This window comes from Candidatus Pelagibacter sp. PS_23 (assembly GCF_059417905.1).
The window spans coordinates 44,574-71,557 of record NZ_CM182071.1 but is presented as its reverse complement, the minus strand read 5'-3'; the positions used below and the strand labels follow the sequence as shown (position 1 = coordinate 71,557).

Annotated in this window: 32 protein-coding genes and 3 tRNA genes; 16 read left to right on the top strand and 19 right to left on the bottom strand. The window is 28.6% G+C overall.

What is annotated here, in order from left to right:
- Positions 1-108 precede the first annotated feature (108 nt).
- The 12 genes from hisG to AC5SLY_RS00320 all read right to left on the bottom strand — a co-directional run bounded on the left by hisG (position 109) and on the right by AC5SLY_RS00320 (position 7,933).
- On the bottom strand, positions 109-798 hold the full coding sequence (hisG, locus tag AC5SLY_RS00375; protein WP_494598846.1) for an ATP phosphoribosyltransferase: 690 nt from the start codon (positions 796-798) through the stop codon (positions 109-111).
- A complete protein-coding gene (locus AC5SLY_RS00370) occupies positions 798-1,850 on the bottom strand; it encodes an ATP phosphoribosyltransferase regulatory subunit (protein WP_494598845.1) in 1,053 nt (350 codons plus the stop codon). Before AC5SLY_RS00370 ends, hisG begins: the two co-directional genes overlap by 1 nt.
- Positions 1,828-3,225 (bottom strand): histidine--tRNA ligase, encoded by a 1,398-nt coding sequence (hisS, locus tag AC5SLY_RS00365; RefSeq protein ID WP_494598844.1) that lies wholly within the window; start codon positions 3,223-3,225, stop codon positions 1,828-1,830. The genes AC5SLY_RS00370 and hisS overlap by 23 nt, the downstream gene beginning before the upstream one ends.
- A 5-nt stretch (positions 3,226-3,230) precedes the next feature.
- Positions 3,231-3,305 (bottom strand) — tRNA-His (locus AC5SLY_RS00360).
- A 235-nt stretch (positions 3,306-3,540) separates the two neighbouring features.
- Positions 3,541-3,753, bottom strand: a complete 213-nt coding sequence (locus AC5SLY_RS00355) for a cold-shock protein (RefSeq protein WP_006997426.1) — start codon at positions 3,751-3,753, stop codon at positions 3,541-3,543.
- Between the two features lie 88 nt (positions 3,754-3,841).
- A tRNA-Phe gene (locus AC5SLY_RS00350) sits at positions 3,842-3,917 on the bottom strand.
- Between the two features lie 5 nt (positions 3,918-3,922).
- Positions 3,923-4,138, bottom strand: a complete 216-nt coding sequence (gene infA, locus AC5SLY_RS00345) for a translation initiation factor IF-1 (protein WP_006997427.1) — start codon at positions 4,136-4,138, stop codon at positions 3,923-3,925.
- Between the two features lie 2 nt (positions 4,139-4,140).
- Positions 4,141-5,427 (bottom strand): histidinol dehydrogenase, encoded by a 1,287-nt coding sequence (gene hisD / locus AC5SLY_RS00340; RefSeq protein WP_006997428.1) that lies wholly within the window; start codon positions 5,425-5,427, stop codon positions 4,141-4,143.
- The gene (locus tag AC5SLY_RS00335; RefSeq protein ID WP_006997429.1) at positions 5,427-5,822 is read right to left on the bottom strand and encodes a DUF2948 family protein; all 396 of its coding nucleotides are present in this window, start codon (positions 5,820-5,822) and stop codon (positions 5,427-5,429) included. The genes hisD and AC5SLY_RS00335 overlap by 1 nt, the downstream gene beginning before the upstream one ends.
- Positions 5,822-7,075, bottom strand: a complete 1,254-nt coding sequence (gene murA, locus AC5SLY_RS00330; protein WP_011281735.1) for a UDP-N-acetylglucosamine 1-carboxyvinyltransferase — start codon at positions 7,073-7,075, stop codon at positions 5,822-5,824. The genes AC5SLY_RS00335 and murA overlap by 1 nt, the downstream gene beginning before the upstream one ends.
- A gap of 2 nt (positions 7,076-7,077) precedes the next feature.
- A complete protein-coding gene (gene dcd, locus AC5SLY_RS00325) occupies positions 7,078-7,635 on the bottom strand; it encodes a dCTP deaminase (protein ID WP_006997431.1) in 558 nt (185 codons plus the stop codon).
- A gap of 100 nt (positions 7,636-7,735) precedes the next feature.
- Complete coding sequence (locus AC5SLY_RS00320; protein ID WP_006997433.1) at positions 7,736-7,933, bottom strand: hypothetical protein; 198 nt, start codon at positions 7,931-7,933, stop codon at positions 7,736-7,738.
- 101 nt (positions 7,934-8,034) lie between these two features.
- Here AC5SLY_RS00320 and AC5SLY_RS00315 point away from each other — a divergent pair.
- A tRNA-Thr gene (locus tag AC5SLY_RS00315) sits at positions 8,035-8,108 on the top strand.
- A 2-nt stretch (positions 8,109-8,110) separates the two neighbouring features.
- Here AC5SLY_RS00315 and AC5SLY_RS00310 read toward each other — a convergent pair.
- Entirely contained in the window at positions 8,111-8,830 is a 720-nt protein-coding gene (locus AC5SLY_RS00310; protein WP_011281734.1) for a TVP38/TMEM64 family protein, read from the bottom strand.
- A 92-nt stretch (positions 8,831-8,922) separates the two neighbouring features.
- Here AC5SLY_RS00310 and rpmH point away from each other — a divergent pair, with 92 nt between their 5' ends.
- The 10 genes from rpmH to AC5SLY_RS00260 are packed head-to-tail and all read left to right on the top strand — an operon-like array spanning position 8,923 to position 16,356.
- Positions 8,923-9,087 carry a 50S ribosomal protein L34 gene (rpmH, locus tag AC5SLY_RS00305; protein WP_494598843.1) on the top strand — a complete coding sequence of 55 codons (165 nt, stop codon included), beginning with the start codon at positions 8,923-8,925 and terminating at the stop codon, positions 9,085-9,087.
- Positions 9,088-9,097: 10 nt separating this feature from the next.
- Positions 9,098-9,442 carry a ribonuclease P protein component gene (rnpA, locus tag AC5SLY_RS00300; RefSeq protein WP_011281733.1) on the top strand — a complete coding sequence of 115 codons (345 nt, stop codon included), beginning with the start codon at positions 9,098-9,100 and terminating at the stop codon, positions 9,440-9,442.
- Positions 9,442-9,693 (top strand): membrane protein insertion efficiency factor YidD, encoded by a 252-nt coding sequence (yidD, locus tag AC5SLY_RS00295; protein WP_020169032.1) that lies wholly within the window; start codon positions 9,442-9,444, stop codon positions 9,691-9,693. The genes rnpA and yidD overlap by 1 nt, the downstream gene beginning before the upstream one ends.
- Positions 9,693-11,369 carry a membrane protein insertase YidC gene (gene yidC / locus AC5SLY_RS00290; RefSeq protein ID WP_494598842.1) on the top strand — a complete coding sequence of 559 codons (1,677 nt, stop codon included), beginning with the start codon at positions 9,693-9,695 and terminating at the stop codon, positions 11,367-11,369. Before yidD ends, yidC begins: the two co-directional genes overlap by 1 nt.
- Positions 11,370-12,236 (top strand): acetylglutamate kinase, encoded by an 867-nt coding sequence (gene argB, locus AC5SLY_RS00285; RefSeq protein ID WP_494574089.1) that lies wholly within the window; start codon positions 11,370-11,372, stop codon positions 12,234-12,236.
- Complete coding sequence (locus tag AC5SLY_RS00280; RefSeq protein ID WP_027306796.1) at positions 12,233-12,904, top strand: pyrimidine 5'-nucleotidase; 672 nt, start codon at positions 12,233-12,235, stop codon at positions 12,902-12,904. The genes argB and AC5SLY_RS00280 overlap by 4 nt, the downstream gene beginning before the upstream one ends.
- A gap of 29 nt (positions 12,905-12,933) precedes the next feature.
- On the top strand, positions 12,934-13,761 hold the full coding sequence (gene dapD, locus AC5SLY_RS00275) for a 2,3,4,5-tetrahydropyridine-2,6-dicarboxylate N-succinyltransferase (protein WP_006997441.1): 828 nt from the start codon (positions 12,934-12,936) through the stop codon (positions 13,759-13,761).
- Positions 13,762-14,919: a succinyl-diaminopimelate desuccinylase gene (gene dapE / locus AC5SLY_RS00270; RefSeq protein ID WP_494598841.1), complete on the top strand. Its 1,158-nt coding sequence runs from the start codon at positions 13,762-13,764 to the stop codon at positions 14,917-14,919.
- Positions 14,916-15,845: a histone deacetylase family protein gene (locus AC5SLY_RS00265; protein ID WP_006997443.1), complete on the top strand. Its 930-nt coding sequence runs from the start codon at positions 14,916-14,918 to the stop codon at positions 15,843-15,845. The genes dapE and AC5SLY_RS00265 overlap by 4 nt, the downstream gene beginning before the upstream one ends.
- 31 nt (positions 15,846-15,876) lie before the next feature.
- A complete protein-coding gene (locus AC5SLY_RS00260; protein WP_006997444.1) occupies positions 15,877-16,356 on the top strand; it encodes an SET domain-containing protein in 480 nt (159 codons plus the stop codon).
- On the opposite strand, the gene truA is transcribed toward AC5SLY_RS00260, so the two are convergent.
- The 4 genes from truA to AC5SLY_RS00240 are packed head-to-tail and all read right to left on the bottom strand — an operon-like array spanning position 16,346 to position 20,317.
- Positions 16,346-17,086 (bottom strand): tRNA pseudouridine(38-40) synthase TruA, encoded by a 741-nt coding sequence (gene truA, locus AC5SLY_RS00255; RefSeq protein ID WP_494598840.1) that lies wholly within the window; start codon positions 17,084-17,086, stop codon positions 16,346-16,348. The genes AC5SLY_RS00260 and truA overlap by 11 nt on opposite strands.
- Complete coding sequence (fmt, locus tag AC5SLY_RS00250; RefSeq protein WP_494574086.1) at positions 17,079-18,011, bottom strand: methionyl-tRNA formyltransferase; 933 nt, start codon at positions 18,009-18,011, stop codon at positions 17,079-17,081. The genes truA and fmt overlap by 8 nt, the downstream gene beginning before the upstream one ends.
- Positions 18,012-18,530 (bottom strand): peptide deformylase, encoded by a 519-nt coding sequence (gene def / locus AC5SLY_RS00245; protein ID WP_020169025.1) that lies wholly within the window; start codon positions 18,528-18,530, stop codon positions 18,012-18,014.
- 26 nt (positions 18,531-18,556) lie between these two features.
- Positions 18,557-20,317 carry a hypothetical protein gene (locus tag AC5SLY_RS00240; protein ID WP_494598839.1) on the bottom strand — a complete coding sequence of 587 codons (1,761 nt, stop codon included), beginning with the start codon at positions 20,315-20,317 and terminating at the stop codon, positions 18,557-18,559.
- A 209-nt stretch (positions 20,318-20,526) separates the two neighbouring features.
- On the opposite strand from AC5SLY_RS00240, the gene AC5SLY_RS00235 reads away from it, so the two are divergent.
- Both AC5SLY_RS00235 and aroB read left to right on the top strand, forming a co-directional pair.
- Positions 20,527-21,039: a shikimate kinase gene (locus AC5SLY_RS00235; RefSeq protein WP_494598838.1), complete on the top strand. Its 513-nt coding sequence runs from the start codon at positions 20,527-20,529 to the stop codon at positions 21,037-21,039.
- Positions 21,026-22,132 (top strand): 3-dehydroquinate synthase, encoded by a 1,107-nt coding sequence (aroB, locus tag AC5SLY_RS00230; RefSeq protein ID WP_494598837.1) that lies wholly within the window; start codon positions 21,026-21,028, stop codon positions 22,130-22,132. The genes AC5SLY_RS00235 and aroB overlap by 14 nt, the downstream gene beginning before the upstream one ends.
- Here the strand turns inward: aroB and AC5SLY_RS00225 are convergent.
- Entirely contained in the window at positions 22,121-22,381 is a 261-nt protein-coding gene (locus AC5SLY_RS00225) for a BolA/IbaG family iron-sulfur metabolism protein (protein WP_230454312.1), read from the bottom strand. The genes aroB and AC5SLY_RS00225 overlap by 12 nt on opposite strands.
- Positions 22,382-22,406: 25 nt before the next feature.
- Here AC5SLY_RS00225 and AC5SLY_RS00220 point away from each other — a divergent pair, with 25 nt between their 5' ends.
- Genes AC5SLY_RS00220 through AC5SLY_RS00210 form a run of 3 tightly spaced genes read left to right on the top strand, consistent with a single transcriptional unit; the run spans position 22,407 to position 25,707 of the window.
- Positions 22,407-22,934, top strand: coding sequence for a J domain-containing protein (locus AC5SLY_RS00220; protein WP_006997453.1), 528 nt, complete (start codon positions 22,407-22,409; stop codon positions 22,932-22,934).
- Positions 22,924-23,898, top strand: a complete 975-nt coding sequence (gene cobS / locus AC5SLY_RS00215; RefSeq protein WP_018413771.1) for a cobaltochelatase subunit CobS — start codon at positions 22,924-22,926, stop codon at positions 23,896-23,898. The genes AC5SLY_RS00220 and cobS overlap by 11 nt, the downstream gene beginning before the upstream one ends.
- On the top strand, positions 23,899-25,707 hold the full coding sequence (locus AC5SLY_RS00210; protein ID WP_020169020.1) for a cobaltochelatase CobT-related protein: 1,809 nt from the start codon (positions 23,899-23,901) through the stop codon (positions 25,705-25,707).
- Here the strand turns inward: AC5SLY_RS00210 and AC5SLY_RS00205 are convergent.
- Complete coding sequence (locus tag AC5SLY_RS00205; protein ID WP_494598836.1) at positions 25,704-26,984, bottom strand: ActS/PrrB/RegB family redox-sensitive histidine kinase; 1,281 nt, start codon at positions 26,982-26,984, stop codon at positions 25,704-25,706. The two genes, AC5SLY_RS00210 and AC5SLY_RS00205, sit on opposite strands and share 4 nt — an antisense overlap.

The window sequence follows — 26,984 nt, the reverse complement described above, 5'->3', positions numbered from 1 at the left end:
ATCTTAATACTAAAAATACTACTTATTATTGGAGCTATTGTTACAGCTTACGCAGTGCTTAGAAACCTTGATATTATTAGGATTATTTTAATTTACGTAAAAGATACTTTACTTCGAAAGTAACTTAACTAGTTTTTTAACCAAACCATTTTTTAAAGAAGATTTTGAAGCCATCATGCAGGCTTCTGACTTTAAAATTTCACCATCTTTAAGAATTCGAAGATTATTTGCTCTTAGAGTTTCACCAGACGAAGTAATATCAGTTATAATTTCAGATGACTCTGTAAAAGGATACGCTTCAGTTGCACCTAAACTACTAACTAATTTAAATTGAGTAACTCCTTTTGAAAACAAAAACTCCCTTGTTAAATTGGGATATTTTGTTGCCACTCTTAATCTTTTTTTCTTTTTATCTTTAAATTCAAAAGCAATTTCTTCTAAATCAGCAACCGTTTGAACATCAATCCAAGGGTCTGGGATAGCCACAACCAATGTTGCTTTGCCAAATCCATAATTCTTAACAACACTTATCTTTTTTTGAATGTTAACTTCACTTTCTTTTAATAAATCATACCCAGAAAAGCCAAGATCTAAAGAGCCATCTCCAAGTCTTTCAACTATCTCTCTTGTATGAAGATATAATACTTTAACATTATTTAAGTTTTTAATAGATCCTAATAAATCTCTCTCACCTCTTTCTGAGATTAAATTTAATTTATTTTTTTTAAATATCTTTAAAATATCTTTTCTAAGACGACCTTTGCTTGGAATACCAATATTAATAATATTTTTTATCATTAGTAATTTAAATTTAAAGCAGCTCCTACTGCTGGAACTTGTTTTTTTGATCCAAGGTCTGAAATTAGATTGTCGTAACGTCCACCGTTAATGATGTTAATATTTTTAGATTTAGATTTAATATCAATTTTAAAGACCATACCTGTATAATATTCTAATTGACGCCCAAAAGACGCTGAGAACTCTACATTTAATTTTTGAATTTTATTTAATGAAGTTGGGAAATATTTTTGATCCACAACTAAATTAATTTTATTTTTTTTAAAAAAAATATTAAGGTTTTTAGCAGCTTGTCCTATTGGACAGTTAATTTTTAAAAACTCTTTAATAATTTTTGAAACGTTTTTACCTCTACTAGCTCTTCTTGGATCTTTAATCTTGTTATCAAATCTCTTTAAAATTTCTTCAATGGATCGTCCAGCAACTACTGTTTGCTGTTTATCTTTTAGCATTTTTTGATATCTCTTTTTATCAACCTCAACAATTGTTGGGTCCACATCAGAGTTTGTCTCTAACCTTTTTAATAAATCATTGAAGTATACTTCTCTCCAAAAGTGTCTTGAAAGCCTTAACTTCCATCTTTTTGGGATATCTAATTTTGAAATTAATAAATTGAAAATCTCAACATTACCAATTTTTAAAGTCCCTGATGAATATTGTAAATTAGATAAAGATTTTAGGGCTGTATTAATAATTTCTTTATCATCTTTTTTTTCATCTTTAGAACCAATGATCTCAAAGCCAACTTGATCTCTAATAATAGAATCTTTTTTATTATTTGATTTTCTATAAGCCTGACCGCTATAAAATATTTTCTCTTTTCCTTTAAGATTGTTTTCTAGGTATCTTAAACATGATGCTATTGTAAGATCTGGTCTTAGACAAAGCTCACTACCATTTTGATCAGTAAATGAAAAAATAAACTTTCTAAAATTTTCCCCAGATCGTTGAACGATATGATTGGCCTCAATTACTGAAGGTAAATCAATATATTTAAACCTTTTAGACTTAACAGATCTAAGAATTTTTTCAGATAAATTTTTTGATTTCATTAATTAAATTTTCTTTTGGGAACGTTAACTGATTGTTTTCACCTTTAACTCCTAAAAGGTTTTTTAAAGTAATCGTATTATCTTTAAATTCATTTTCACCACAAATAACAGCTATCGGGCATTGTTTTTTATTAGCATATGTTAATTGTTTTCCTAGATTTTTTTTACTATCTAAAAATATTTCAGAGTTAATATTATTGTCTCTTAAAACTTTTAAAATTTCATAATAATTTTTTAAATACTTTTCATCCATTACACAAATAATGACTGGTTTTTTCTCATCAACTTCAATTTGATCAAGTTGCATCATAGCAAATAATAATCGGTCAACACCAATACTCATTCCAGTTCCAGGAATATCAACTCCCTTAAATCTTGAAATTAATTTGTTATATTGTCCACCTGAACAAATACTTCCTATATCAACTTCTTTACCTTTGTTATTTGTTGTCTTAAAATTTAAATTTGTTTCAACACAAAATCCGTCATAATAAGCAAGACCTCTAACAATTGTAAAGTTTGTCTTTATTTGATCTAAATAATCTCCATAACTTGCTATTTCTAATAATTCCTCTAGTTCTTTAATTCCTTCTTGGGATAAAGAGTTTTTTAAATTTTCTTTTAATTCTTTTAAATCTTTTACTTTCAAGAAGTTGATTATTTGTGAAGCTTGATCATCAGTTAAGTTGGCACCCTTTGTAACAGCTCCACTTGCATCAACTCTTTCTTCTTTTAATAAATCTTCAACTCCTCTTAAGCCAAAGCCAGGCTTATCTAATTTATCTATTGCTCTCATAACCTTTATCTTCTTATCATCGGATATTTTAAGGTCTTCAATTAAACCTTGAACAATTTTTCTATTACTAATGTTAACAACGAACTGATCTTTTTTTAAACCACAGGCAAGAAGTGTACTTGCAATTAAATTACAAAGTTCGGCATTGGCTTGAGCTGGATTAACGTTACCAACGATATCTGCATCACATTGTAAAAAGCTTCTATAGCGAGCATTGCCTGCTTTTTCGTTTCTCCATACATCACCCATTTGATATCTTTTATAAGGTAAGGGTAATTCCTGATTATTTTGAGCAACAAATCTAGCTAATGGACTTGATAAATCATATCTAAGTGTAATATTTTTCTCCCCATCTTTGAATGAGAATACGTCAGACATAGGATTACTATCATCATCTGCAAGAAATGATCCTATGTTCTCTGAAATTTCAAATGAAGGCGTTTCAAGAGCGCCAAAACCAAATTTTACAAAATTAGCTTCAATAATATTAATTAACTTTTTCTTGAGAATTAATTTTTTGCCCCATCGATCTTCAAATCCTGAGGGTAACCCAGGAATTAGTTTATTTTCTTTATTCATCTTTTTGGTACCCGGGCTGAGAATCGAACTCAAACTTAAAGTTCCACAAACTTTCGTGCTAACCGTTACACCACCCAGGCATTCCTTGTGTTTATATTATTTTTGTGTGGATTTAAAATTATATTATAAATAAATAGCCTAAAGGCTATGGAAACAAAGTCTGTGAGTACTTCTTGATGTCTCTCTGTATGTAATATTTATAATCATGATCAGTCTTTTAGACAATTAAGAATAATTTTCAACACCTAAATATAAAAGGACGTTAAACTTATTTTTAAGGATAAAACGCCCTTTTAGATTTTTGAAGTTTAAGAACTAGTCTATTTTTTTTAAATTTACAGCTGAAGGGCCTTTCGGACCATCCTCCATCTCAAATTCTAGTTTATCACCTTCGTTTAGAAAACGCATACCTGCAGTTTTTACTGCTGATGCGTGAACGAATGCATCTTTTTCTTTATCTTCTCTTTCAATAAAGCCAAAACCTTTTTTACCGTTAAACCACTTTACTGTTCCTTTTAGTGTGCTCATTTTTACTTATCCTTTTATTATTTATATAAAAAATTATTTTATTTTTTTTATTTTTTCAATAATTTTTTGGATTTTTAAAGGAAGGTGGTGGTGGCCCCAACTGGACTCGAACCAGTGACACACGGATTTTCAATCCGATGCTCTACCAACTGAGCTACAGGGCCCCTTATTAACCTCTAAAAGTGATACGACCTTTGGTCAAATCGTAAGGTGTCATTTCAACTTGAACCTTATCACCTTGAAGTACTCTAATTCTGTTCTTACGCAATTTGCCTGCAGCATGAGCTGTAACAATATGGCCGTTTTCTAATTTTACTCTAAACATTGCATTTGGTAATAAATCCTCAACAATTCCTGAGAACGACAGCATTTCTTGTTTTGACAAATTTATTTTCTCCTAATTCTTTTTTCTACCGACTTAGCGTGTCCCACTAAACCCTCGTAGTTTGCAAGTGTTATAACTGATGGACCAAGGGTTTCAATCCCTTTTTTTGATAGGTTTATATATGAAATTCTTTTATAAAATTCATTAACACTAACTCCACTTGAATATCTTGCTGAGGAATTGGTTGGCAATACATGGTTAGAGCCAACATTATAATCTGTCATTGCCATTACAGCATATTTTCCTAAACAGATAGATCCTGCATTTTTAATCTTACTCACTACCTTTTTATAGTTCTTAGTATTAAGCTCTAAGTGCTCAGGAGCAATTTTATTTACTGTGTTAATAATTTTTTGGTCAGACGGCATATGAATTAAAATTCCATTATTAAGTAGACTATTTTTTGCAATCACTGCTCTAGGCAATTCTTTTAATTGATTGATAATTTCATAATTAACTTTTTTAATAATTGATTTGTCTTTTGAAATTAAAATACATTGAGCAAGGTTATCGTGTTCTGCTTGACCTATTAGATCGCTCGCTATCCATTCAGGATTTGAAAACTTATCACAAACAATTGTCACTTCAGAAGGACCTGCAATCATTCCTTCAATTCCAACATCTCCAAATACTTCTTTTTTTGCTGCAGCTACATAAGAATTTCCAGGGCCAATAATTTTGTCAACTTTTTTGATTTTCTTAGTACCATATGCAACAGCTGCAATAGCAGATGGTCCTCCAATTGAATAAATCTCTTTAATCTTACATTTTTTAGCAGCATATAATACCGCAGGATTTTGTTTACCTTTTTGACCTGGATTAACCATAACTAGTCTTTTCACTCCAGCAACAATTGCAGGTACTGCATTCATTAAAACACTGGAAGGATATGAAGCTGTTGAACCAGGTACATAAATTGCAACTGATTCAATAGGTACGTATTTATACTCTAATTTATTTTTTAGTTTGTCTGTATAAGAAATGTTTTTAAATTTTTGTAATGAATGGAATTTATAAATTCTATCATAAGCAAGATCTATTGCCTTTTTAACTTTTGGATCTAAAGACTGAATAGCTCTATTAATTTGTTTTATGCTTGGGGCAATAATACTATTTTTATTAAATCTCTTTTCATACTTTAAAATAGCTTTATCTCCATTTTTCTTAACATCTTTAATAATTTTAATAACTGAAACTGAATTAAGTTGGACTTTATTTTTTCGTTTAGACAGTAATGCGTCTAAAGTTTTGTCAAAGTTTTTATTTTTACTATCTAATATCTTAATCATTAATCAGCTTTGTTTTGGTCATCTAAAGTTACTTCAATTATTTCTGTCGATAATGTAATATATGCATTGTTTGTAAACATTAAGTTTATCTCATAATTGTCATTATTTTTTAAATAATCCATCCCAATTAACTCTAATTTTTCCTCAGGGTCGTTTTGTTTAATATTTTTAGATTTAACTCTATCTACAAATTCAAATTTGCAAATACTAGTAATTTTTTTATCTTGTTCTTCCGTTTCTACTTTAGATCTTTTTAATGATAATAGAAAAACTTTGTTTTTCTGAAGATACTTAATTTCATTAACTTTAACTTCAGCTCCAGAGCAACATGCTGAGATTACTTGTAATCCCTCATTATCTGTAGCTATAATTTTTGATAAATATTTTTTATCCATTAATTAATTCTCTTAATTTTAGCCCCTACTTTTTTTAATTTCTTCTCTATATCTTCATAGCCCCTATCAAGGTGATATATTCTATTAATTACTGATTTTCCTTTAGCTGCAAGAGCTGCAAGAATTAAAGATACAGAGGCTCTTAAATCTGTGGCCATTAATTCTGCTGCTTCAAATTTGATATTTCCTTCTATGCTTGCTTGATTTCCATTAATAGAAATTTTAGCTCCCATTCTATTAAGCTCTGCAACGTGCATAAACCTATTTTCAAATATTTCTTCTTTAATATGAGATCTTTTATTAGCCTTACATAATAATACCATCATTTGTGCCTGCAAATCTGTTGGAAACCCTGGATAAGGAGATGTTTTAATATTTATATTTTTAATCTTTTTACTTCCTTGAATAAGGATTTCATTTTTTTTTAAAGTAATTTTTGATCCTACTTTTTTTAAGATATTAATTTCAGTACTTATTATCTTAGGATCAATTCCAGTAATTTTCAAATTTCCTTCAGTTAATGCTGCAGCTATTAAATAAGTTCCAGCCTCTATTCTATCCGGCATTACTGAATAATCTAATTCTTTAAGATTGTTCACTCCTTCAATTCTAACCGTTCTCTTTGCAGTCCACTTAATATTACACCCCATATTAATTAAAAAATTAACTAAATCTTTAATCTCAGGTTCAATCGCACAATTTGATAAAGTTGTTTTTCCTTTAGCTAAACATGCGGCTATAATTAAATTTTCTGTAGCACCAACTGAAACTTTAGGAAATTTTATATTTGCTCCTATTAATCCTTTGGGTGCATTAGCATGCACATAACCTTGGATAATTTTATATTTAACTCCAAGTTTTGATAGAGCTTGTAAATGAATATCAACAGGTCTTGTCCCTATTGCGCAGCCGCCAGGTAATGAAACTTTTGCTTTACCAAATTTAGCAAGTAATGGTCCTAAAACTAATATTCCTGCTCTCATAGTTTTAACCAAACTATAAGCTGCAAAAGTTTTTGTTTGCTTGGTATTTTTGATAATCAATTCTTTTTTATTATCTTCAATAATTGAACCTAATGACTTTAATAAAAGTATCATTGTTTCAATATCTTTTACCCTTGGGAGGTTTGCTAAAGATATCTTTTTATTTGATAATAATGTTGCAGCTAAAATAGGAAGGGATGCATTTTTAGAACCTGAAATTCTAATTTGTCCCTTGAGCTTTGCTGCCCCAAAGACTTCCAATTTTTTCATGATTATACTTTTGGTAAAGTTACTCCAGTTTGACCCATATATTTTCCTTTACGGTCAGCGTATGAAGTTTCAGGAGACTGATCTCCTTTTAGAAATAAAAATTGCGCAACACCTTCATTTGCATAAATTTTTGCAGGTAGCGGTGTGGTATTAGAAAACTCAAGAGTAACTGTTCCAAAAAACTCAGATTCAATTGGAGTTACATTAACTATGATTCCTGTTCTTGCATATGTGCTCTTACCAACAACAATACACATAATATCTCTTGGTATTTTAAAGACTTCAATAGTAGTTCCAAGAGCGAAAGAATTAGGAGGAATGATAATATAATCAGAGCTTTTTTTGGTTACAAAATTATCTGAACTAAACTCCTTAGGGTCAACGATAGAAGAATTAACATTATGAAATATCTTAAATTCATCTCCTACTCTTGCATCATAGCCAAATGAACTAAGTCCATAAGAAATTTTACCATCCCTGACTTGCTTATCTATAAAAGGAGAAATCATTGACTGCTCAACTGCTAACTTCCTTATAGATTTATCAGAAAGTACTGACATTATTTACTTTTCTTCTTATTTTTTGTTTGAAAAATTTTTCTTTTTTTTAAATTTTTTCTAAGAGCCAGACTTAACTTCTCATTTTTTTCTTTATCATTCATTATTTGTCTGGATTAGTTAAAAAATCTAAAGTGATAGGCTTTGATGCATCTAAAGTTTTCTCTGGTTCTTCTTGAACTTTTGGTCCCTCTTTAGCTTCACGTTTTGCTTTTTTTTCAGCAAGCTTTTTTTCTCTCTTTGCCTGCTTCTCCATAAGCTTATTGCCTTTAGTAGATTTATAATCGTAATGAATGCCCATAAAATTTCCTCCGTAGGTATAAATCATTATATGAAAAAAATTAAGGCAATTTTTTGAAAAAATGATTTATTATAGAAATACTTCAATAAAATAACAAATTAGCCCCTATAGTTAAATGGCATAACATGTCCATGGTAAGGATAAATTTCAAGTTCGATTCTTGGTGGGGGCACCAGATTATTTTTTGTAGAATATTTTTCTAGCAACAATTGCAGCTACTAATAAAGCTCCAAAAGCAATCATTGGAATGTAGATATCTGGTGAATATATCAAATCAATGATTCTAGGAGCTTCTAAGTTTTGTTCTATGATTTTTTCAAGTCCACTTCCAATTGAAACAACTAAAAATAGTGGTGGAGTTAATCCTATTAATGTTGCCCAAAAAAAATTACTCACTCTAACATTAAAAATACAAGGTAACACATTTGATAATGCAAAAGGAATGCCTCCAATAAATCTATAAGCTAAAAGATAAATAAATTCTGATTTTTTAAATTTTACTTCTAAATTTTTAAATCTATTTAAAAACTTTTCTTTAATAATTTCTTTAAAAAAATAATTTCCAATGATGTATAAAATTGTTGCACCAATAGTCATTCCAATTATTAGAATAATCGTTCCAAGCCACTTGCCAAAAATAAACCCTGCTAAGAGTGCAACTGGCAAACCAAATCCAGCCATCACAACCCAGATAATTGTGGCTGTTAAAAATATTAAAGAAATTAAAAATAAATTAGTTTGTTTTAATCCAAAAAAATAATCTCTATTGTTTTTAATAAATTCATAGCTTGTTAATTCTTCGAGGGTGAATTTTGATAAAAAAAAGTATAAAAATGATGAAACAACTAGAAGATAAAATAAACCTAAAGTTATCTTAACTTTTTTTGATTTTTCCATAATTTATTGGTCGTATTATAAAATCTTCTATTTGCTATTTATACATATAATTACTATAAAGGGCGAAATTTAAAAAAACTTAAATAAATCCTATGAAAAGAACATATCAGCCCAAAGTTGGAAAACGTCTTAAGAAGCATGGCTTCAGATCAAAGATGACAACTAAAGGTGGGAAGAAACTTATTAAGAGAAGACGTGATAAGGGACGTAAAAACCTTACAGTGTCATCCACTCAAAAAAAACCTCAGGGTAAATAGTTCAAAATAAATGAAAAGCAAAATTGTTGCTCTTTCTAAAAACGAAGATTTTAAAAATTTACTTAAGAAAAAAAAAATCTCAAATAAATATATCACTCTCTTTTTTGGTCCTCTTGCAGATAAAGATAATAAAAAACTAAATATTAGCTTTGTAGCTAAAAAAAAACTAATCCGTAGTGCTGTAAAGAGAAATAAAATTAAAAGAAGATTAAGAAATATAATGAACGAAGCTATAAAAAAAGTGTCTATAAACTTTAATTATTCTTACCTTGTGATTGCGAAAATAACTATGCTAAACAATGAATATGCGATAATAAAAGATACTTTATTCCAAGACATAGAAAAGATTAAGTAATGAATATTATATCAAACATTTTAATTGGCCTGATCAAATTTTATAAAATGGTTATTAGCCCCTACTTAACTCCTTCGTGTAGATATCTTCCAACTTGCTCAGAGTATACAATTGAATGTTTAAGAACATATGGGCTCATTAAAGGGATATCAAAAAGCACTAAAAGAATATTTTCATGCCACCCCATTAAAATGTTAGGTGGTGGTGAAGGATTTGATCCAGTAAATAAAGAATTAAAGGCTAAGAAATAATGGATACTAGAAACGTAATCGCAGCAATATCCTTATCAGCAGCGGTAATTATTTTATACTCTCTTTTTTTTCAGCCTGACCCTGCAACTATTAAAAAAAATCTAGCTGAACAAAATAAAATTGAAAATAATGAAGACACTCCTAGCTTAGATAAAAATGAAAATTTTTCAAAACTTTCAAGAGCAGATGCTTTAAAAGAAAATGATAGAATTCAATTTGAAAATGGAAGTGTTGTTGGGTCAATTTCTTTAAAGGGTGCGGCGATAGATGATCTGACTTTTAAAGAGTACAATATTGAACTTAATAGAAATGAAAAAATAACCTTATTAAGCCCAAGAAATGTTGAAGATGGTTATTTAATTGAAAGTGGCTTTGTAAGCACTAATAAAAATATAGATATACCTGATGCTTCTACCGTCTGGGAAGTTTCAGGAAATAACAAATTAACTAATAATAATCCTGTAAAGCTAACATGGAGTAATACTCAAGGGATTACATTTGAAAAACATATAAGTCTAGATGATCAATTTTTATTTACTGTAAAAGAAAAAATAATTAACTCATCAGATAAATCTTATAATTTTTACTCCTATGGGCAAATAATTAGAAACGAATTACCAGAAATATCTGGTTTTTATATTTTGCATGAAGGGTTTTTATCTGTACTTGATGATGAATTAATTGAGGAAGATTACGACGATATCCAGGATAAAAAATTTACTCAAATCGCACAAGATGGATTTGTTGCTATTTCAGACAAGTTTTGGGTTACATCAGTTATACCACCAAAGGGTAAAGAATTTAAAACAACTTTTGACTATAAAAATAAATTCAGAGCAAATTACATATCTACCAAAGGTATTGAAGTTAAAGCAAACAGCTCTATAGAAGAAAAAATTCAAATTATAGTTGCTGCTAAAAGAGTAAATGTCATTGATGGTTATGCTGAAAATTTAAATATCAAAAAATTTGATCTAGCGATTGATTGGGGTTTTATGTATTTCATCACAAAACCTTTATTCTTTGTATTAGATTACTTCTTTAAATTGCTTGGTAATTACGGTTTAGCAATTATTACTGTCACTATTTGCATTAGATTGGCTTTCTTTCCTCTTGCCAACTTTAGTTTTAAGTCTATGGGTAAAATGAAGTTATTAGCACCTGAAATGGCTCGTCTGAAAGAATTGCACAAGGATGACAAAATGAAATTACAACAAGCAATGATGGCTCTTTATAAAAAAGAAAAAGTTAATCCTATGAGCGGTTGTCTGCCTATCCTAGTTCAAATTCCAGTTTTCTTTGCACTATATAAAGTATTATTTGTAACCATTGAAATGAGACACATGCCATTTTATGGATGGATACATGACTTAAGTGATAGAGATCCAACATCTTTATTCAATGTTTTTGGTTTAATTCCTTGGGATCCACCTTCTTTCTTATTAATAGGTGCGTGGCCTATTATCATGGGTATCACAATGTGGATACAGCAAAAGCTTAACCCAACGCCACCAGATCCTATACAGGCTAAAATATTTATGTTCTTTCCAGTATTTTTAACTGTAATTCTTGCACCATTTCCTGCAGGTCTTGTTATCTACTGGAGCTTCAACAACATCTTCACAATGATACAACAATATATTGTTCAAAGAAAAATGACTATCAAAACAACATAAATGTCATCGTTAAGAGAAGAAGAATTAATAAATATCCTACCCAAAGATGGCCCAACAGTTGAAGAAGTAAAAAAATATTTAGAAAAATATAATGATGAATTTATTATCATTAAGTGTGGTGGCAGTGTTTTAGTTGATCCAAAATTATTTAAAGTTTTTATTGAAGATGTAGTCGTTTTAAAAAAACTTGGTTTCAATCCTATAATTGTTCATGGAGGTGGAAAAAGAATTAATAATAAACTTTCAGAAGTTAATATTAAAAGCAATTTTATTAACGGACTAAGAGTTACTGATAAAGATACGATCAACATAGTTAAAGATGTATTAATTGAATTTAATAAAGAGATTGTTGAAGCTTTAAATGAGTTAGACTGCAAAGCAAAAAGAATTACCTCAAAAGAAAATAATATAATTACTGTTGAGCAAGAAGATAAAGATCTTGGATTTGTGGGAAAGCCTACTGGGATTAACAAAGAGTTCTTAACTGAAACAATAAAAGCAAACGAAGTACCAGTCATTGCACCCTTAGGTGTGGATAAAGATAATCAGACCTTTAATATAAATGCAGATACTACTGCAGGATCAATTGCAATTGAACTAAAAGCTAGAAGATTAATGATTATTAGTGATGTTGAGGGCGTATTAGACAGTGAAAAAAAACTAATCCCTGAAATTAATTCTAAAAAAGCTAATGAATTAATTGATCAAGAAGTAATTTCTGGTGGAATGATACCTAAAATTAAGAATTGTCTAGATGTTGCAAGTAATGGAGTTAAGGCAGTTGTAATAATTGATGGAAGAAAAAATCACTCACTCCTTTTTGAACTATTATCTGATAATGGTTCAGGAACTTTAATTAGAGAATGAAAAATTTAATTGATACTAAATACTGGCTATTCGACTTAGATAATACTTTGTATTCTGGACAAACAAAGGTTTTTTCTGAAGTTGATAAAAAGATGTCTTCTTTTATTTCAAAGAAATTTAATGTCGATTTAATTAAAGCAAGAGAAATTCAAAAAAAATACTTCTATGAATATGGAACGACATTATCTGGATTAATGAGTCACGATAAAATTGATCCACATGAATTTTTGGAATTTGTTCATGATATTGATATTAGCTGGCTTCCTAAAGATGAGATATTAAGAGAAGAATTAATTAAAATAAAAGAAAAGAAATATATTTTTACTAATGGTTCTCACGCTCATGTTGAAAATGTAACTAAACAACTAGGTATAGATGATTTGTTTGATGGAGCGTTTGATATTGTTGATGCTAATTTTATTCCAAAACCAAAAATTGAACCTTATAAAAAGATAATAGAAAAATTTGAGCTTGATCCAACAAAATCAATATTAATCGAAGATATTGCTCATAATTTAGAACAAGCGAAAAATTTAGGAATGAAAACTTGTTGGCTTGAGAATGATGAAGTATTTGCAAAAAAAGATGCCGATAAACCATATATTGATTATAAGATTAAGAACTTGCCTTCTTTTCTTCAAGAAATTAATATATTAAAAGCACAATAAAACTAACCTACTAAAGATAAAATGAAACTATGAAAGAATTTGAAAGCATTATTAATACAGCTTGGGAAAATAAAGATTCCATAAATGGTCAATCTGATAAATCTATATTAGATGCTATCAACCAAACAATTGAACTTGTTGATAAAGGTGAGCTAAGAGTTGCTGAAAAAAATGGCAATGAGTGGGTAGTTAATCAGTGGGTTAAAAAAGCAATAATGTTAAGTTTTAGAACTCATGATATGGATTCATTAAGCGGCCCGTATAGTAGTTGGTATGATAAATCTCATTTATTAAAAGGTAAAACAGCAAATTGGACTAAGGAAGATCATATAAAAGCTGGTTTTAGAATGGTTCCAAATTCTCCAGTTAGAAAAGGATCTTTTATTGGAAAGAATGCAGTACTAATGCCTTGCTTTGTAAATATTGGAGCTTATGTAGATGAAGGAACTATGGTGGATACTTGGGCTTCTGTAGGGTCTTGTGCACAAATAGGAAAGAACTGTCACATATCAGGTGGTGCTGGAATTGGAGGTGTATTAGAGCCAATGCAAGCTAACCCTACTATCATCGAAGACAATTGCTTTATTGGAGCTCGTTCAGAAATAGTTGAAGGAGTAATTGTTGGAGAAGGATCTGTATTATCTATGGGTGTATTTATTGGTCAATCTACAAAAATTGTTTATCGAGAAACTGGTGAAGTAATCTATGGAAAAATTCCACCATACTCAGTAATAGTTCCAGGTAGCATTCCTAGTAAAGATGGTAAAGGTCCTGCTTTATATTGTGCAGTAATTATTAAACAAGTTGATGAAAAAACTAGATCTAAAACTTCTATTAACGACTTATTAAGAGACTAAATGCCAACTTATAATGAAATCACATTAGCTAAAGAGCTAATAAGATTTCCAAGCATTACACCAATTGATGCTGGGGTAATGAAATTCTTAGCTAAAAAATTAACTACTATTGGATTTAAATGTAAGATTTTAGTGTTTAAAGATAAAAACTCTAAACCAGTTAAAAACCTATATGCAAGATTGGGTAATACTCAACCAAACTTTATGTTTGCTGGTCATTTGGATGTAGTGCCTCCCGGAAATATACAAGATTGGACGATTAAACCTTTTAGTCCAACTATTAAAAAAAATCATCTTATTGGTAGAGGTGCTAATGATATGAAAAGTGCAATTGCAAGCTGGGTTGTTGCTGTAAACAACTATGTATTAACTAATAAAAAAATTAATGGATCAATTAGTTTATTAATTACTGGTGATGAAGAAGGTGTTGCAATTAATGGTACTAAAAAAGTAGTTGATTACTTAAAAAAGAAAAAAGAAAAAATAGATTTTTGCTTAGTTGGTGAGCCAACAAACCCTAATAAACTTGGTGAAATGATTAAAATAGGTAGAAGAGGAAGTATTAATGTTGAATTAACGATAATTGGAACTCAAGGTCATGTTGCATATCCTCATCGTGCTAAAAATCCATCGACTTCATTAATAAAAATACTAAATGAAATAAAAGAAATAAAATTTGATAAAGGAACAAAAGACTTTCAGCCTACAAATTTAGAGGTAACCAAAATTAATATCAATAATACAGCTGATAATGTTATTCCAGGCCTTGCAAGAGCTACCCTTAACATAAGATTTAATAATAAACATACGTCTTCTAGCTTAAAGAATAGGTTGAATAAAATTTTCAAAAAAATTACTAAAAAAGATAAATCTAATTTTAAAGTTGAATACCGTGTATCAGGTGAAGCTTTTTTAACTAAGCCCAATAAAACAACTTATATGATTCGAGATGTAATAAAAAAAATTACAAAAATTAAACCTCAACTGTCTACAACAGGTGGAACTTCTGATGCAAGATTTATTAGAAAAATTGCCCCATGTTTAGAATTTGGTCTAGTAGGTAAAACAATGCACAAAGTAGATGAGGCAGTGTCTATTTCAGATCTAAAAAAATTGACTAAAATATATTATAATATTTTAGAAAATTATTTTAAATGAAAACTGGTTTAATAACCTCTGGCACTTATCAAAATCATAATACAGGCGACGGTCATCCAGAGAAAATTGATAGAGTTACAGTAGTTATCGATAACTTTAAAAAGTTAGATAATAAAGATTTAGTTTGGAAAAAACCTTCAAAATTTGACCGATCACTTTTAGAAATAACGCACAATTCTGATTATATAAATTTTGTAGAAAAATCTTTTCCTGAAAAAGGATTATCTTTTTTAGATGGAGATACGATTGTCTCCCCTGGGAGTAAGGATGCGACCTCAGATGCTGTAGGTTCAATTATAACAGCTATTGATGGTGTTCAAAATAAAGATTTTAAAAATGCTTTTTGTGCCGTTAGACCTCCAGGACATCATGCAGAGAAAAATAAAGCTATGGGTTTTTGCATTTATAATAATGTCGCTGTTGGAGCCAATTATCTTATAAATAAATATAAACTTAAAAAAATAGCAATTATTGATTTTGATGTACATCATGGAAACGGCACTCAAGATATTTTTTATGATAATGAAAAAGTTTTATATATTTCTACTCATCAATACCCTTATTACCCAGGCTCAGGCACTAAAGATGAAAAAGGAAAACATAACAATATATTAAATATTCCTTTACCAGCAGGAACAACTTCTGAAGAGTATTTAAATGCTTATGAATTTGTACTTAATAAAATTAAAGAGTTTAAACCTGAATTTATCTTACTTTCTGCAGGGTTTGATGCTCATAAAGATGATCCATTGGCACAACTTCAATTAGAGTCAAAAGATTTTTATAGTATTACCAAAAGAACACTCGAGTTATCAAAACAATATTGTGATGGAAAAGTAGTGTCAATTTTAGAAGGTGGATACGATCTACAAGCACTTCAAGAAAGCACTGAGATGCATGTAAAAGCTTTACTAGAATTTAATTGATAATTTCTCAATACGCATTAAAGAACTCACAATGAAACTTTACAAAATTAAAAAATCTGACATCGATAAAAAAGGTCGTGGCCTATATGCTGCAAAAGATATCAAAAAAGGTACTAGAATTATTGATTATGTGGGTAAAATTATCACTAAGAAACAAACAGAAGAATCACAAAAGTTTGATAATGCAAAGCCCATCTATTTATTTAATTTGAATAAAAAATATGACTTGGATGGAGATGTTTCTTGGAACACAGCACGTTTAATAAATCACTCATGTTCTAATAATTGCGATTATAACGGGACAGGTTTAAAGTTATGGGTGGTTGCTATAAAAGATATTAAAAAAGGTGAAGAAATTACAGCCGATTATGGTTTTGGTTATGATGAAGATTACAAACAATTTCCATGCAAATGTAAGTCAAAAAATTGTTGTGGTTATATTGTTAGAGCAGAATCTAGATGGAGAATTAATAAAAAATTTAGTATTGGCCGACAAAAAACTAGTAAATAACTTTTTCTAAGAATAATCCCTCAGCAGGTGCTGGTGGTGCACAAAGAATTCTTTTTTTTGATTTAATAACAAATTCAAATTTTTTTAAATCCCATTTATTTTCAGCTAAGTATTTTAAACTACCTACCATTGATCGTACTTGTTGTTGTAAAAATGATTGTGATTTAAATTGTATTTCAATTCTTCCATCTTTTGATTTAATCTTAACAGATTTCATAGTTTTGATTGGACTTTTTGCATTACAGCTTGATGCTCTAAAAGTAGAAAAATCTTTAGTACCTAAAAGTTTTTTTGCCCCTTTTTTCATTAACTCAATATCTAATTTTTTGATTATGTGCCAACCCCTTTCTTTTTCAAGAGAAGGCTTACTTAATCTATTAAAAATTATATATTTATAAATTCTTTGTTTGGCTGAATGTCGTGCATGAAATTTTAGACTTCTTTTTTTAATTGCTAAAACAGAAATACCTTTATCATTTATAAAATAATTAATTGATTTTAATAACTTATATAAATTTTGAATTTCTTTTTTGCTATCAAAATGGGCTGACTGCTCTATTGCATGAACGCCTGCGTCTGTTCTTCCAGATCCTATCAAAACCACTTTTTCTTTTAAAAATTTTGATAACTTGACTTGTATTTCTTTTTGAATTGATTTTCCTTTAGATTGTATTTGCCAACCAACAAAATTAGTTCCTATATATTCTATTAAGACTTGATATCTAAACATTTGTTATTCTTGAGCCTTTTGTAATTTGAGAACCAAGAACAAATTCATTAATATTTTGAGGCTTTTTTCCTTGTCTTTGAATTTCAATAATTTTGATAGATTTTTGGTTACCGCAGCTAATTTCTAAATCATTGGACATTACTTCACCTATCTCACCACTTTTATTTCCTAATTCTGCTTTTAAAATTTTGTATCTTTCATCTTTAAAAATAAAAAAGGCCCCAGGGCTTGGGTATAATCCGTTTATTTTTCCAATAATACTTTCTGCATTATCATTCCACTTAATTTCACCCTCTGATTTTTCAATTTTAGAAGCATAGGTTGCGCTTGTATCATCTTGTTCTTTAAATGTTAATTTATCTTCAAATATATTTTCTACATTTTCTATGATTTTTTCTGAAGCTAAAATTGAAAGTTTAGTTGATATTGTTTCTGCATTATCACTATCTTTAATTTTTATTCTATAACTATTGCCAACTGGACCAGTATCAAGTTTTTCTCCTATTTTCATAATACTAATTCCTGTTTCTTTCTCTAAATTCATAATAGACCTTTGAATGGGTGCAGCACCTCTCCACTTTGGCAGAAGGGAGGCGTGAATGTTTATAAAACCTTTTTTGGCAAGATTTAAATATTCTTTGGGTATTATTTGACCATAGGCCACAACAATTACCAAGTCTAAATCTAGTTGTTTTAAATATTCATATTCTTCTTTATTTGCTTTTAATGTGTCTGGTGTTCTACAATCTATATTATAATCTTCTGCTACAATTTGTATTGGCGACTTATTTATTTTTTGACCTCTTTGAGATTTTTTTGGTGGCTGTGTATATACAGCAGGTATTATATAATTTTTTTCATATAAAGATTTTAAAATTGGTACAGCAAAAAATGGTGTACCCATGAAGACAATTTTCTTTGTCATTTAAACGATTATTCTATTCGACTTAATCTTAGAGAGTTTTTTAATTATCATAGATTTTTTTAATTTAGATAAATAATCTATAAACAAAACTCCTTCTAAGTGATCCATTTCATGTTGAATACAAGTAGCCAATAATCCATCTGCTTTTAATAATTGTTTTTTTCCATTGTAATCTAAATATTCAACTTCACATTCATTTGGTCTTTCTATTTCAGCAAACTGATCAGGAACTGACAAACAACCCTCTTCATATTTTGACGTTATATCATTTTTATTTTTGATTACTGGATTAACAAAATATCTTGGCTCCTTTTTGTCTTCATCTCTACTTATATCCATTACTATAATTCTTTTTGGTACCCCTATTTGAATTGCTGCAAGACCTATTCCCGGTGCTGCATACATAGTATCCAACATATCATCCATAAGTCTTCTTTCTTCATCACCAACATTTTCAACTGGTTTAGAAATCTGCCTTAATAGTTTATTTGGTTCTGTTAAAATTGGTTTAACTGACATTATGGTTGATTATTTTAGTATAAATTTTAAACTTTTAAAGGAAGAACTTTAAAGAGTATTTTATTTCTTAGTGGATCCGCATTTAGCTGATTAAGTGTGCTTATAATAAAGTATAACGTATCCTCATCAATAGCATTTAAGCTGTCCTGCCCTATTACCTCAACAATTCTAAGCAATGCAGCAGCCATATCACCACTGTTAACAAATATTTGAATATCAGATGGTATTTCTGAATCGTTTATTTGGTATAAATCATCATACTTCTCTAAAATCTTGACACCATCGGACTTAAAGGTCTCAACTAAAATTACATCTTTTTTAGAAAAAAAATATTTTTTATCTTTTTTTATTTTTTTTAAGAAATCATTTATATCTTTTGTGGGATCATTTTTAGATTTTTCTAATTTTAAATAATTTATTAATTTTGATTGATGTAAAATTTTATTATTTATTTTAATATTTGCTTGTTCTGTCTCTTCATTACCTAAATTATTTTGATAAAATGTTGTAAAATTTGAAGGCACCTTGTTCTCTTCTATATTTTTTAAAAAATTTTTTAATTCTATATTAAATGCATTTTCAATACCGTCATTCTTGAAAGAATTTTTGAGAGCGTTCATTAACTGTAACTTATTCTCAATTTCAGTAGTAATTAAAATTCCTTGATAAATTAGCGCTCTTGTTTCTATTTTTGAGAGTACTTTTGTTGATTCTTTAATATTTAATAATTGATTAATATTAAATTGAAATCTCTTATAAAGTTCAAATAATTCTTTTTCTGCATAATTTCCCTCATGTGTTGCTTTTTCAATACTCGTAATTTTCTCTATATCTGTAAGCTCAATATCACTGATATCATCTAATAGATTTGAAGTTGATAGATATTTCCATATTTGCCTGGATGTGGTATTTTTTGGTTCAAATTTAAATTCTGGGTTCGTTCTGTGAGATAAATGGAAATCTAAAATTGTTTTTTCTGAAACTTCTGTTGCTGGTTCTGTATTATACCCCATTAAATAATCAATTTTTTTATTAAAAAACTTATCTGCAATGCCTAATTCTAATTGAAGATCGATAAGCAATTGAGCTTCATCTCTTTTATTATTATTAATTAAGCAATAAATGTTGAATTTAGATAAATATAAATCTTGTATCTGTTCATTAATTTTAGAAAAAATTTCACAAGCTTTTTCAACATCTGATTGAGACAAATAATGATCTACTAAGTGTTTGGTAAGTTTTGGATGTTCATTAATAATCTCATTATTCAATAAATATTTTTCAATCAAGTCAAAGTTTGAGCGCTTAATAAGCCACTTTGATTTAATTTCTAAAAACTGTTCTTTTGAAATATTCATTTCTGGATAATGTGCATTTGTTAATAATAAAACATCCAAAATCTCTGCAGCATCTCTTGAAAGTTCCAATTTATCTATTCTTTTAAAGATATTTAAAATTTGATCTCCGTTAGAATTGGACCACATATTAATATCCAACCCATTTTCTGCAGGGTCATAAATTCCGATTAATTTTTTTTCTTTTGAAATTAAAGTTTGCGTTTCTTCTATGCTTAATTCCCCTTCTTTTTGGGATTGCATATCATAAATACTATTCTGGGGAATATTTTTTTCTAATTCATCTTCTGTTAAGATTAAGTTTTCTTTAGGTTTTTTTTCTCCCACTTCCCAGATATCCACTGGTTCTTGTGAGTTGGTTGCAAAACCAAAAAATAAAGAAAATAATATAACTAAAAAATAGTTCTTACTTAACAATTTTAAGTTTTTCATTAGGGATGATTTTTTCAATGTCTTTATTTGGAGATGGAAATTCAATTTTACCAAGTAGTACTATGGCTCCAATAAAAATAATTAACACAAATACTATTTTGATTAATAAACTTTTACCACTCCGATTGCTTGTGTTTTTTGAAAATTGCATATATTCTTTAGTAATTTCAAATTAAGACATATTTGTGTTTTTTCAATAAAGAAAGCTTATGAATTCAAATAAAAACCTCGTTTTTTTAGGTATGATGGGGTCAGGCAAATCTTCTATTGGGGCTATGGTTTCCAAAAAATTGAATATTCCATTCATTGATATAGACAATTTAATTGAAGAACATGCTGGTATGACCATCTCAGAAATATTTAAAGTAAATGGCGAGGCATACTTTAGAAATTTAGAAGAAAGAATAACTATTAAGTCTTTAAAACATAAAAAAGTTGTTGTTTCTTTAGGTGGGGGCAGTTTTATTAATGACAAGATAAGAAAAGATATTTTAAAAAATCATTTTTCTTTTTGGCTCGATTGGGATGATTTAATTTTAATTAAAAGAATTAAAGGTAGTAAAAAAAGACCCTTAGCCTCAAATTCAACTGATCTTGAAATTAAAGCCATTATTAATAAAAGAAAGAAAGTATATTCAAAAGCTAATTTTAAAATAAACTGTAATAAATTAACAAAAAGTGAAATAGTTAAAACTATAATAAAAACATATGAGCTTAATTAAATTAAAAGTTAACACCAACAGTCAACAATATTCAATTATTATTGGAAATAATATTTTAAAAAAAGTAAATAAATTTTTGAAAGAAAATTCTATTGATTTTAATCAATGTCTTCTAGTAATTGACAAAAATATTCCAAAAAATTTAGTAAAAGATACTTTAAAATCTTTACCAAAAGGATTTGTTTCAATTCATTATTTTAATGCGAGTGAAAAAAATAAAAATCTAAAAAGTGTCAATGAAATCACATCAATTCTTTTAAAAAAAAGTTTTAATAGAAATGATTGTTTAATTTCTATTGGTGGTGGTATTACCGGTGATGTATCAGGCTTTGCAGCAAGTACTTTTAAGCGAGGCTTAAAGTTTGTAAATATACCAACTACACTACTTTCACAGGTCGACTCATCAATCGGAGGCAAAACAGGTGTAAACACCAAATATGGTAAAAACTTAATTGGCTCATTTTATCAACCTAGTCTAGTTATATCAGATACTAACTTTTTAAACTCTTTACCAAAAAGAGAAGTTGTATGTGGCTATGGTGAAATTTTAAAACACTCACTTATTAATGGAAAAAAATTTTTTTACTTTTTAAATAAAAATGGAAAAAAAATTATCCAATTAAAAAGTCCCTTTATACAAACAGCTATTCATCAAAGCTGCTTGATTAAAAAAAAAGTAGTTGAGGCTGATGAAAAAGAATTAGGTATAAGAAAAATACTAAACTTTGGACATACTTTTGCTCATGCCTTTGAAGCAACACTGCGTTATTCAGCAAAATTAAATCATGGTGAAGCAGTTATCCTCGGTGTTAAAACTGCTGCTAGATTTAGTTTATTAAATAAAATTTTAAATAAAAAAGAATTTGAATTAATTGATGGTCACTTAAATGACTTAAATCTTCCAAGAGATATTAATAAATTCTTTTCAATAAAAAATTTAAATACAATTTTATCTTTTATGAAAAAAGATAAAAAAAATAATACAAAGAAAATTAGTCTAGTTTTGATTAAAAGAATAGGTTCTCCAGTTTACAAATTACAGTTTAATGAAAAAACTATTAATCTCTTTTTAAAAAAAGAATTAACTAAGTAGTATTTGGATAGAATGTATGTGTTCTTTCAGCTCATACTCTAAAATATTATAGATTTTCTTGGTTGATTCTATCTTATTTAATTTTTTAAGCTCTTCAGATTTAATAATTAATTTTAGATGGAACATTCCTTCTTGATTTCCTTTATGATTTTTATGTAAAAAACTTTTATCTTCGATTTTAAGATCTTGTATAATAATTTTTGCTTCAAGTTTATTTTTAACAATTTTAATTAATTCGTTTATATTCATAAATAATAATTTATTACTATACAGCATGAAAAATATTTGTGATTGGAATAATTGCTTTGATACTGGTGAATATAAGGCACCAATTGAGAAAGATAATAGCAAACGCTACAGATTGCTTTGCTTAGCTCATGTTAAAGAATTTAATAAAAATTGGAATTATTTTAAAGGAATGGATGATGAGCAGGTATTTGATTTTTTAAAGTCTGACATGACCTGGCATAAACCCACTCAAAGCTTTAGCTCTTCAGATAATTTTTTTAAAGTTCTATGGAACAATACGTTAAAAGATGAATTTGATAAAACCAAACTTAGAGGTGAGTATAACCACATGAATCAATTCAAATTTGATGCTAATGATATTAAAGCTTTTAGTATTCTGGGTGTTTCAGTTGGCCAAAAATGGGAACAAATACAAGATCAGTTCAAAACTCTTGTCAAAAAATTTCACCCTGATATTAATTTGGGAAATAAAGAATACGAAGAAAAACTTAAATTAATTACTTTAGCTTATACTCAGCTAAAAAATACTTATAAGGAAAAAATTGACACCTAATTTAAACATACAGCCAGACATTAAAATGTCTTTAAAGCAAAGCTTTGGAATTGATTCAGATATGGAAGTTGACGCTTTCTCTAAAAGAAGTGAATACGTTCCCGAAATAGATAAAAATTATAAGTTTGATAGAGATACTACCCTTGCTATCATATCAGGTTTTGCTTTTAATAAACGTGTCTTGGTTCAAGGCTATCATGGTACAGGAAAGTCTACTCACATTGAACAAATCGCAGCTAGATTAAACTGGCCTTGTATTAGAGTAAATTTAGACAGTCATGTAAGTAGAATTGATCTTATTGGAAAAGATGCAATTGTTGTAAAAGATGGAAAACAAATTACTGAGTTTAAAGAAGGTATTTTACCTTGGTCCATTCAAAACCCTGTTGCACTTGTTTTTGATGAGTATGATGCAGGAAGACCAGACGTGATGTTTGTTATTCAAAGAGTATTAGAAGCTGAAGGTAATTTTACTCTTTTAGATAAAAATAAAGTTATTAAACAAAATAAATTTTTTAGATTATTTGCGACTTCAAATACAGTTGGTCTAGGAGATACAACAGGATTGTACCATGGTACTCAACAAATTAACCAAGGGCAGATGGATAGATGGAATATTGTAACATCTTTAAACTATCTTAGTCTTGATAGAGAAATGGAAATCGTTCTTGCTAAAAATAAAAATTTAAACAATCCAAAAGGTAAAGAAAAAGTCTCTAACATGATTAAAGTTGCATCTTTAACTAGAAAGGGCTTTATAGCTGGAGATATATCAACTGTAATGAGTCCAAGGACGGTACTTCATTGGGCTGAAAATGCTGAAATTTTCAAAGACACAGGTTATGCTTTTAGGGTCACTTTTTTGAATAAGTGTGACGATATAGAAAAAAATACAATAGCTGAATATTATCAGAGATGTTTTGGAGAAGAATTACCAGAGTCGATGGTTAATATTCAGATCTAAATGAGCTCAAAAGAAAACAATTTTAAAGAGCAATTTAAACAAGCATTAATTTCTACAGCTAAAGTAATTTCTGAAGATTATAAATTAGATGTTAAAAAATTAGATAAAGATTTAAGTAATAAAAAAACTGATTTTTTTGATGTAACCAATTTATCAAATAAAAACGATTTTGTTAAACTAAGAGCAGAAACTGACTCTGGAGCCTTAAAGAAAAAATTTTCAAATAAAGAAATATTTAATAAAAACCTACCTAATAATCCTTCTTGTAAATCTTTATATAATATTGCCGAAAAAATCAGGTATGAACTTCTTGGCGGCAAAATGCTTAAAGGAGTTGGAAAAAATTTAAGTGAAAATTATAACCAAAAAATACTTTCTAATCGTAAAGAACAATTAAAAAATAAAGAAGATGTTCCTGTTAATGAAGCTTTTGAATTATATATGTTAAACAAATTCTTTAAATTAGAGCTCAATGATGTGTCTACAAAAATGTTAGATTTTTGGAAGAAAGAATTTGACGAATCTATTGATAAGCATTTTGATTTTTTAAGTAAAAATTTGGAAGATCAAAATAATTATAGTTTAAAATTTTCAGAAATTTTAGAGAATATGGATGTCTTTGCTTCAAATAATGAAGAAAATAATGAAGAAAACGATGAACAAGAAAATGAGCAAGATAATAAATCAGAGAACGATAATGACGGCCAGTCTGATGACAAAGAGGAAGAAAATAATCAAGATGATAGTCAGACTAGTTTAGATGCTGGCTTTGATCTAAGCGACCAGCAGATGGAAGAGCAATTAGAAGATTCAGATTCTTTAAAAGAGAGTGCAGAAAGTGTTTTACAAAAAACAAATATTGATAATATTGATCAAGATTACAAAGTATTCACCACAGAATTTGATGAAATTGCAAAAGCTGAAATATTAGAAGATATAAAAGAAACACAAAAATTAAGAAAAAATTTAGACCAACAACTTGTCGGGTTTCAAGATTTGATTACTAAGCTTGCTAACAAACTACAAAGGCAGCTCCTTGCAAAACAAAATAGAGCATGGGAGTTTGACTTAGAAGAAGGTTTATTAGATAGCTCAAAATTAACTAGAATAATTATGGATCCTTATAATTCTTTATCTTTTATGAAAGAAAAAGATCTTGATTTTAAGGACACAATCGTAACCTTGTTAATAGACAATTCTGGTTCCATGAGAGGTCGGCCAATAACAATTGCTGCACTTTGTGCAGATATATTATCTAGAACCTTAGAAAGATGCTCAGTAAAAGTAGAGGTTTTAGGCTTTACTACAAAAAATTGGAAAGGTGGTAAAAGCAGAGAGGCTTGGACTAAAAATGATAAGCCAAAAAATCCTGGAAGATTAAATGATTTAAGACATATAATTTATAAAGGTGCAGACACACAGTGGAGACAGGCAAAAAACAATATAGGCTTAATGCTTAAAGAAGGATTATTAAAAGAAAATATTGATGGGGAAGCTATTTCGTGGGCCTATAATAGAATTAAAAAAAGAAAAGAAGAACGGAAAATACTGATGGTTATTTCAGATGGTGCCCCAGTTGACGACTCTACTTTATCTGTTAATTCAGGAGATTTTTTAGAAAAACATTTAAAAAAAATGGTTAAATTTATAGAAACTAAGAGTGACGTTGAAATTTTAGCTATCGGTATTGGGCATGATGTTTCTAGATATTACAATAAAGCTATTAAAATAACAGATGTGCATGAACTTGGAGATGTTATGGTTTCACAATTGAGTGGCTTATTTGAAAATAAAAAAAAACTACATTAAAGTTTTAAAAGATCTTCATTTTTCCATTTAATACTTACTTCAGCCCCACTTCTTGTTTGGGAATTTCTGCATAAAATATTTGCATAATTTTTTTCAAGTAAAGTTTTGCCTATAAAAATTCCAAGACCTAATCCAGATTTAGATTTTATTGAAGACTTAAAAGATTTAATATAAGGCTCTCCAATTTTACTCAAAACATCTTTTGGGTATCCCTCTCCATCATCTTCAATCATAACTTCTGTGAAATCACTATCACTTTTTATATTAATAAAAATCTTATTTTCAGAAAACTTATTTGCATTACCGATAAAATTTCTTAGCCCATAAACAATTTCTATTGATTTAGTTATATTTAGTGGATTTGAATTTTGATCATAATTTACAATAAAATCTTTTTTACTTGTTTCTTGGAATGACTTGACTATTTCACTCACGTATTCTGCCATTGTTAAATCGCGATCAATAAAATTATCTTCGATTATTGGGTTTAATGTTAATTTTTTTAAAATTTCACTACATCTCTCTAATTGACTGGATAATAACTCAATATCTTTTTTAACATCTTCATTATCTTTAAATCGCTTCAATAAATCAGTGGAGATAATCTTCATTGTTGAAAACGGTGTACCTAATGAATGTGCAGCGGCAGCAGCCTGCCCCCCTAATGATAATAGCTCATGTTCTTTTGACATGATTTCTTCCATTTTATTTAGTGCCTCTTTCCTTATTCTAGATTCTGATCCGAAGGTTAATGCAAAATAATTTAAAAAAATTAAAGCAATAATTAATGCTATTGGAATTGAATAGTAATAATAGCTGTCTACGTGAAAATGTTCTTTAATTGGATAGGGCAAAGGTTGATTAAAAAAAGTAAGAAAAATAATCAATAAAACTGTGAAGCTAACTAACAATAAATTACTCCTCAAACCTAAATTAGATGATGAAAATATAGCCGGGATAATCAAAAAAATTGAAAAAGGATTTATAATTCCACCTGTTAAATAAATCAAACAACTCAGTTGTAAAATATCAATAGATAAAAAAAGAAATGCTATTTTATCTGACAGTTGTGTGTTTTTATTAATATAGATTAAATAAAGATTACTTAGCGCTCCAATCAAAATTATCAAATTTTCTAAAATTAGATTAAATCTAAAATCAAAAACAAAATAAATAATATTAACTGTTATAAGTTGGCCAATAATAGCAATCCATCTTAGATTGATGTAGGTCGATTTTTTTAATGAAAAATATTTAGAAGTTTCGAAAAACTTCAT

Excerpts from the sequence above, each read along its gene's own strand:
- hisG (WP_494598846.1), bottom strand. The coding sequence starts at position 798 with ATGATAAAAAATATTATTAATATTGGTATTCCAAGCAAAGGTCGTCTT.
- AC5SLY_RS00370 (WP_494598845.1), bottom strand. The coding sequence starts at position 1,850 with ATGAAATCAAAAAATTTATCTGAAAAAATTCTTAGATCTGTTAAGTCT.
- hisS (WP_494598844.1), bottom strand. The coding sequence starts at position 3,225 with ATGAATAAAGAAAATAAACTAATTCCTGGGTTACCCTCAGGATTTGAA.
- AC5SLY_RS00355 (WP_006997426.1), bottom strand. The coding sequence starts at position 3,753 with ATGAGCACACTAAAAGGAACAGTAAAGTGGTTTAACGGTAAAAAAGGT.
- hisD (WP_006997428.1), bottom strand. The coding sequence starts at position 5,427 with ATGATTAAGATATTAGATAGTAAAAATAAAAACTTTGACAAAACTTTA.
- AC5SLY_RS00335 (WP_006997429.1), bottom strand. The coding sequence starts at position 5,822 with ATGGATAAAAAATATTTATCAAAAATTATAGCTACAGATAATGAGGGA.
- murA (WP_011281735.1), bottom strand. The coding sequence starts at position 7,075 with ATGAAAAAATTGGAAGTCTTTGGGGCAGCAAAGCTCAAGGGACAAATT.
- dcd (WP_006997431.1), bottom strand. The coding sequence starts at position 7,635 with ATGTCAGTACTTTCTGATAAATCTATAAGGAAGTTAGCAGTTGAGCAG.
- AC5SLY_RS00320 (WP_006997433.1), bottom strand. The coding sequence starts at position 7,933 with ATGGGCATTCATTACGATTATAAATCTACTAAAGGCAATAAGCTTATG.
- AC5SLY_RS00310 (WP_011281734.1), bottom strand. The coding sequence starts at position 8,830 with ATGGAAAAATCAAAAAAAGTTAAGATAACTTTAGGTTTATTTTATCTT.
- rpmH (WP_494598843.1), top strand. The coding sequence starts at position 8,923 with ATGAAAAGAACATATCAGCCCAAAGTTGGAAAACGTCTTAAGAAGCAT.
- rnpA (WP_011281733.1), top strand. The coding sequence starts at position 9,098 with ATGAAAAGCAAAATTGTTGCTCTTTCTAAAAACGAAGATTTTAAAAAT.
- yidD (WP_020169032.1), top strand. The coding sequence starts at position 9,442 with ATGAATATTATATCAAACATTTTAATTGGCCTGATCAAATTTTATAAA.
- yidC (WP_494598842.1), top strand. The coding sequence starts at position 9,693 with ATGGATACTAGAAACGTAATCGCAGCAATATCCTTATCAGCAGCGGTA.
- argB (WP_494574089.1), top strand. The coding sequence starts at position 11,370 with ATGTCATCGTTAAGAGAAGAAGAATTAATAAATATCCTACCCAAAGAT.
- AC5SLY_RS00280 (WP_027306796.1), top strand. The coding sequence starts at position 12,233 with ATGAAAAATTTAATTGATACTAAATACTGGCTATTCGACTTAGATAAT.
- dapD (WP_006997441.1), top strand. The coding sequence starts at position 12,934 with ATGAAAGAATTTGAAAGCATTATTAATACAGCTTGGGAAAATAAAGAT.
- dapE (WP_494598841.1), top strand. The coding sequence starts at position 13,762 with ATGCCAACTTATAATGAAATCACATTAGCTAAAGAGCTAATAAGATTT.
- AC5SLY_RS00265 (WP_006997443.1), top strand. The coding sequence starts at position 14,916 with ATGAAAACTGGTTTAATAACCTCTGGCACTTATCAAAATCATAATACA.
- AC5SLY_RS00260 (WP_006997444.1), top strand. The coding sequence starts at position 15,877 with ATGAAACTTTACAAAATTAAAAAATCTGACATCGATAAAAAAGGTCGT.
- truA (WP_494598840.1), bottom strand. The coding sequence starts at position 17,086 with ATGTTTAGATATCAAGTCTTAATAGAATATATAGGAACTAATTTTGTT.
- fmt (WP_494574086.1), bottom strand. The coding sequence starts at position 18,011 with ATGACAAAGAAAATTGTCTTCATGGGTACACCATTTTTTGCTGTACCA.
- def (WP_020169025.1), bottom strand. The coding sequence starts at position 18,530 with ATGTCAGTTAAACCAATTTTAACAGAACCAAATAAACTATTAAGGCAG.
- AC5SLY_RS00240 (WP_494598839.1), bottom strand. The coding sequence starts at position 20,317 with ATGAAAAACTTAAAATTGTTAAGTAAGAACTATTTTTTAGTTATATTA.
- AC5SLY_RS00235 (WP_494598838.1), top strand. The coding sequence starts at position 20,527 with ATGAATTCAAATAAAAACCTCGTTTTTTTAGGTATGATGGGGTCAGGC.
- aroB (WP_494598837.1), top strand. The coding sequence starts at position 21,026 with ATGAGCTTAATTAAATTAAAAGTTAACACCAACAGTCAACAATATTCA.
- AC5SLY_RS00225 (WP_230454312.1), bottom strand. The coding sequence starts at position 22,381 with ATGAATATAAACGAATTAATTAAAATTGTTAAAAATAAACTTGAAGCA.
- AC5SLY_RS00220 (WP_006997453.1), top strand. The coding sequence starts at position 22,407 with ATGAAAAATATTTGTGATTGGAATAATTGCTTTGATACTGGTGAATAT.
- AC5SLY_RS00210 (WP_020169020.1), top strand. The coding sequence starts at position 23,899 with ATGAGCTCAAAAGAAAACAATTTTAAAGAGCAATTTAAACAAGCATTA.
- AC5SLY_RS00205 (WP_494598836.1), bottom strand. The coding sequence starts at position 26,984 with ATGAAGTTTTTCGAAACTTCTAAATATTTTTCATTAAAAAAATCGACC.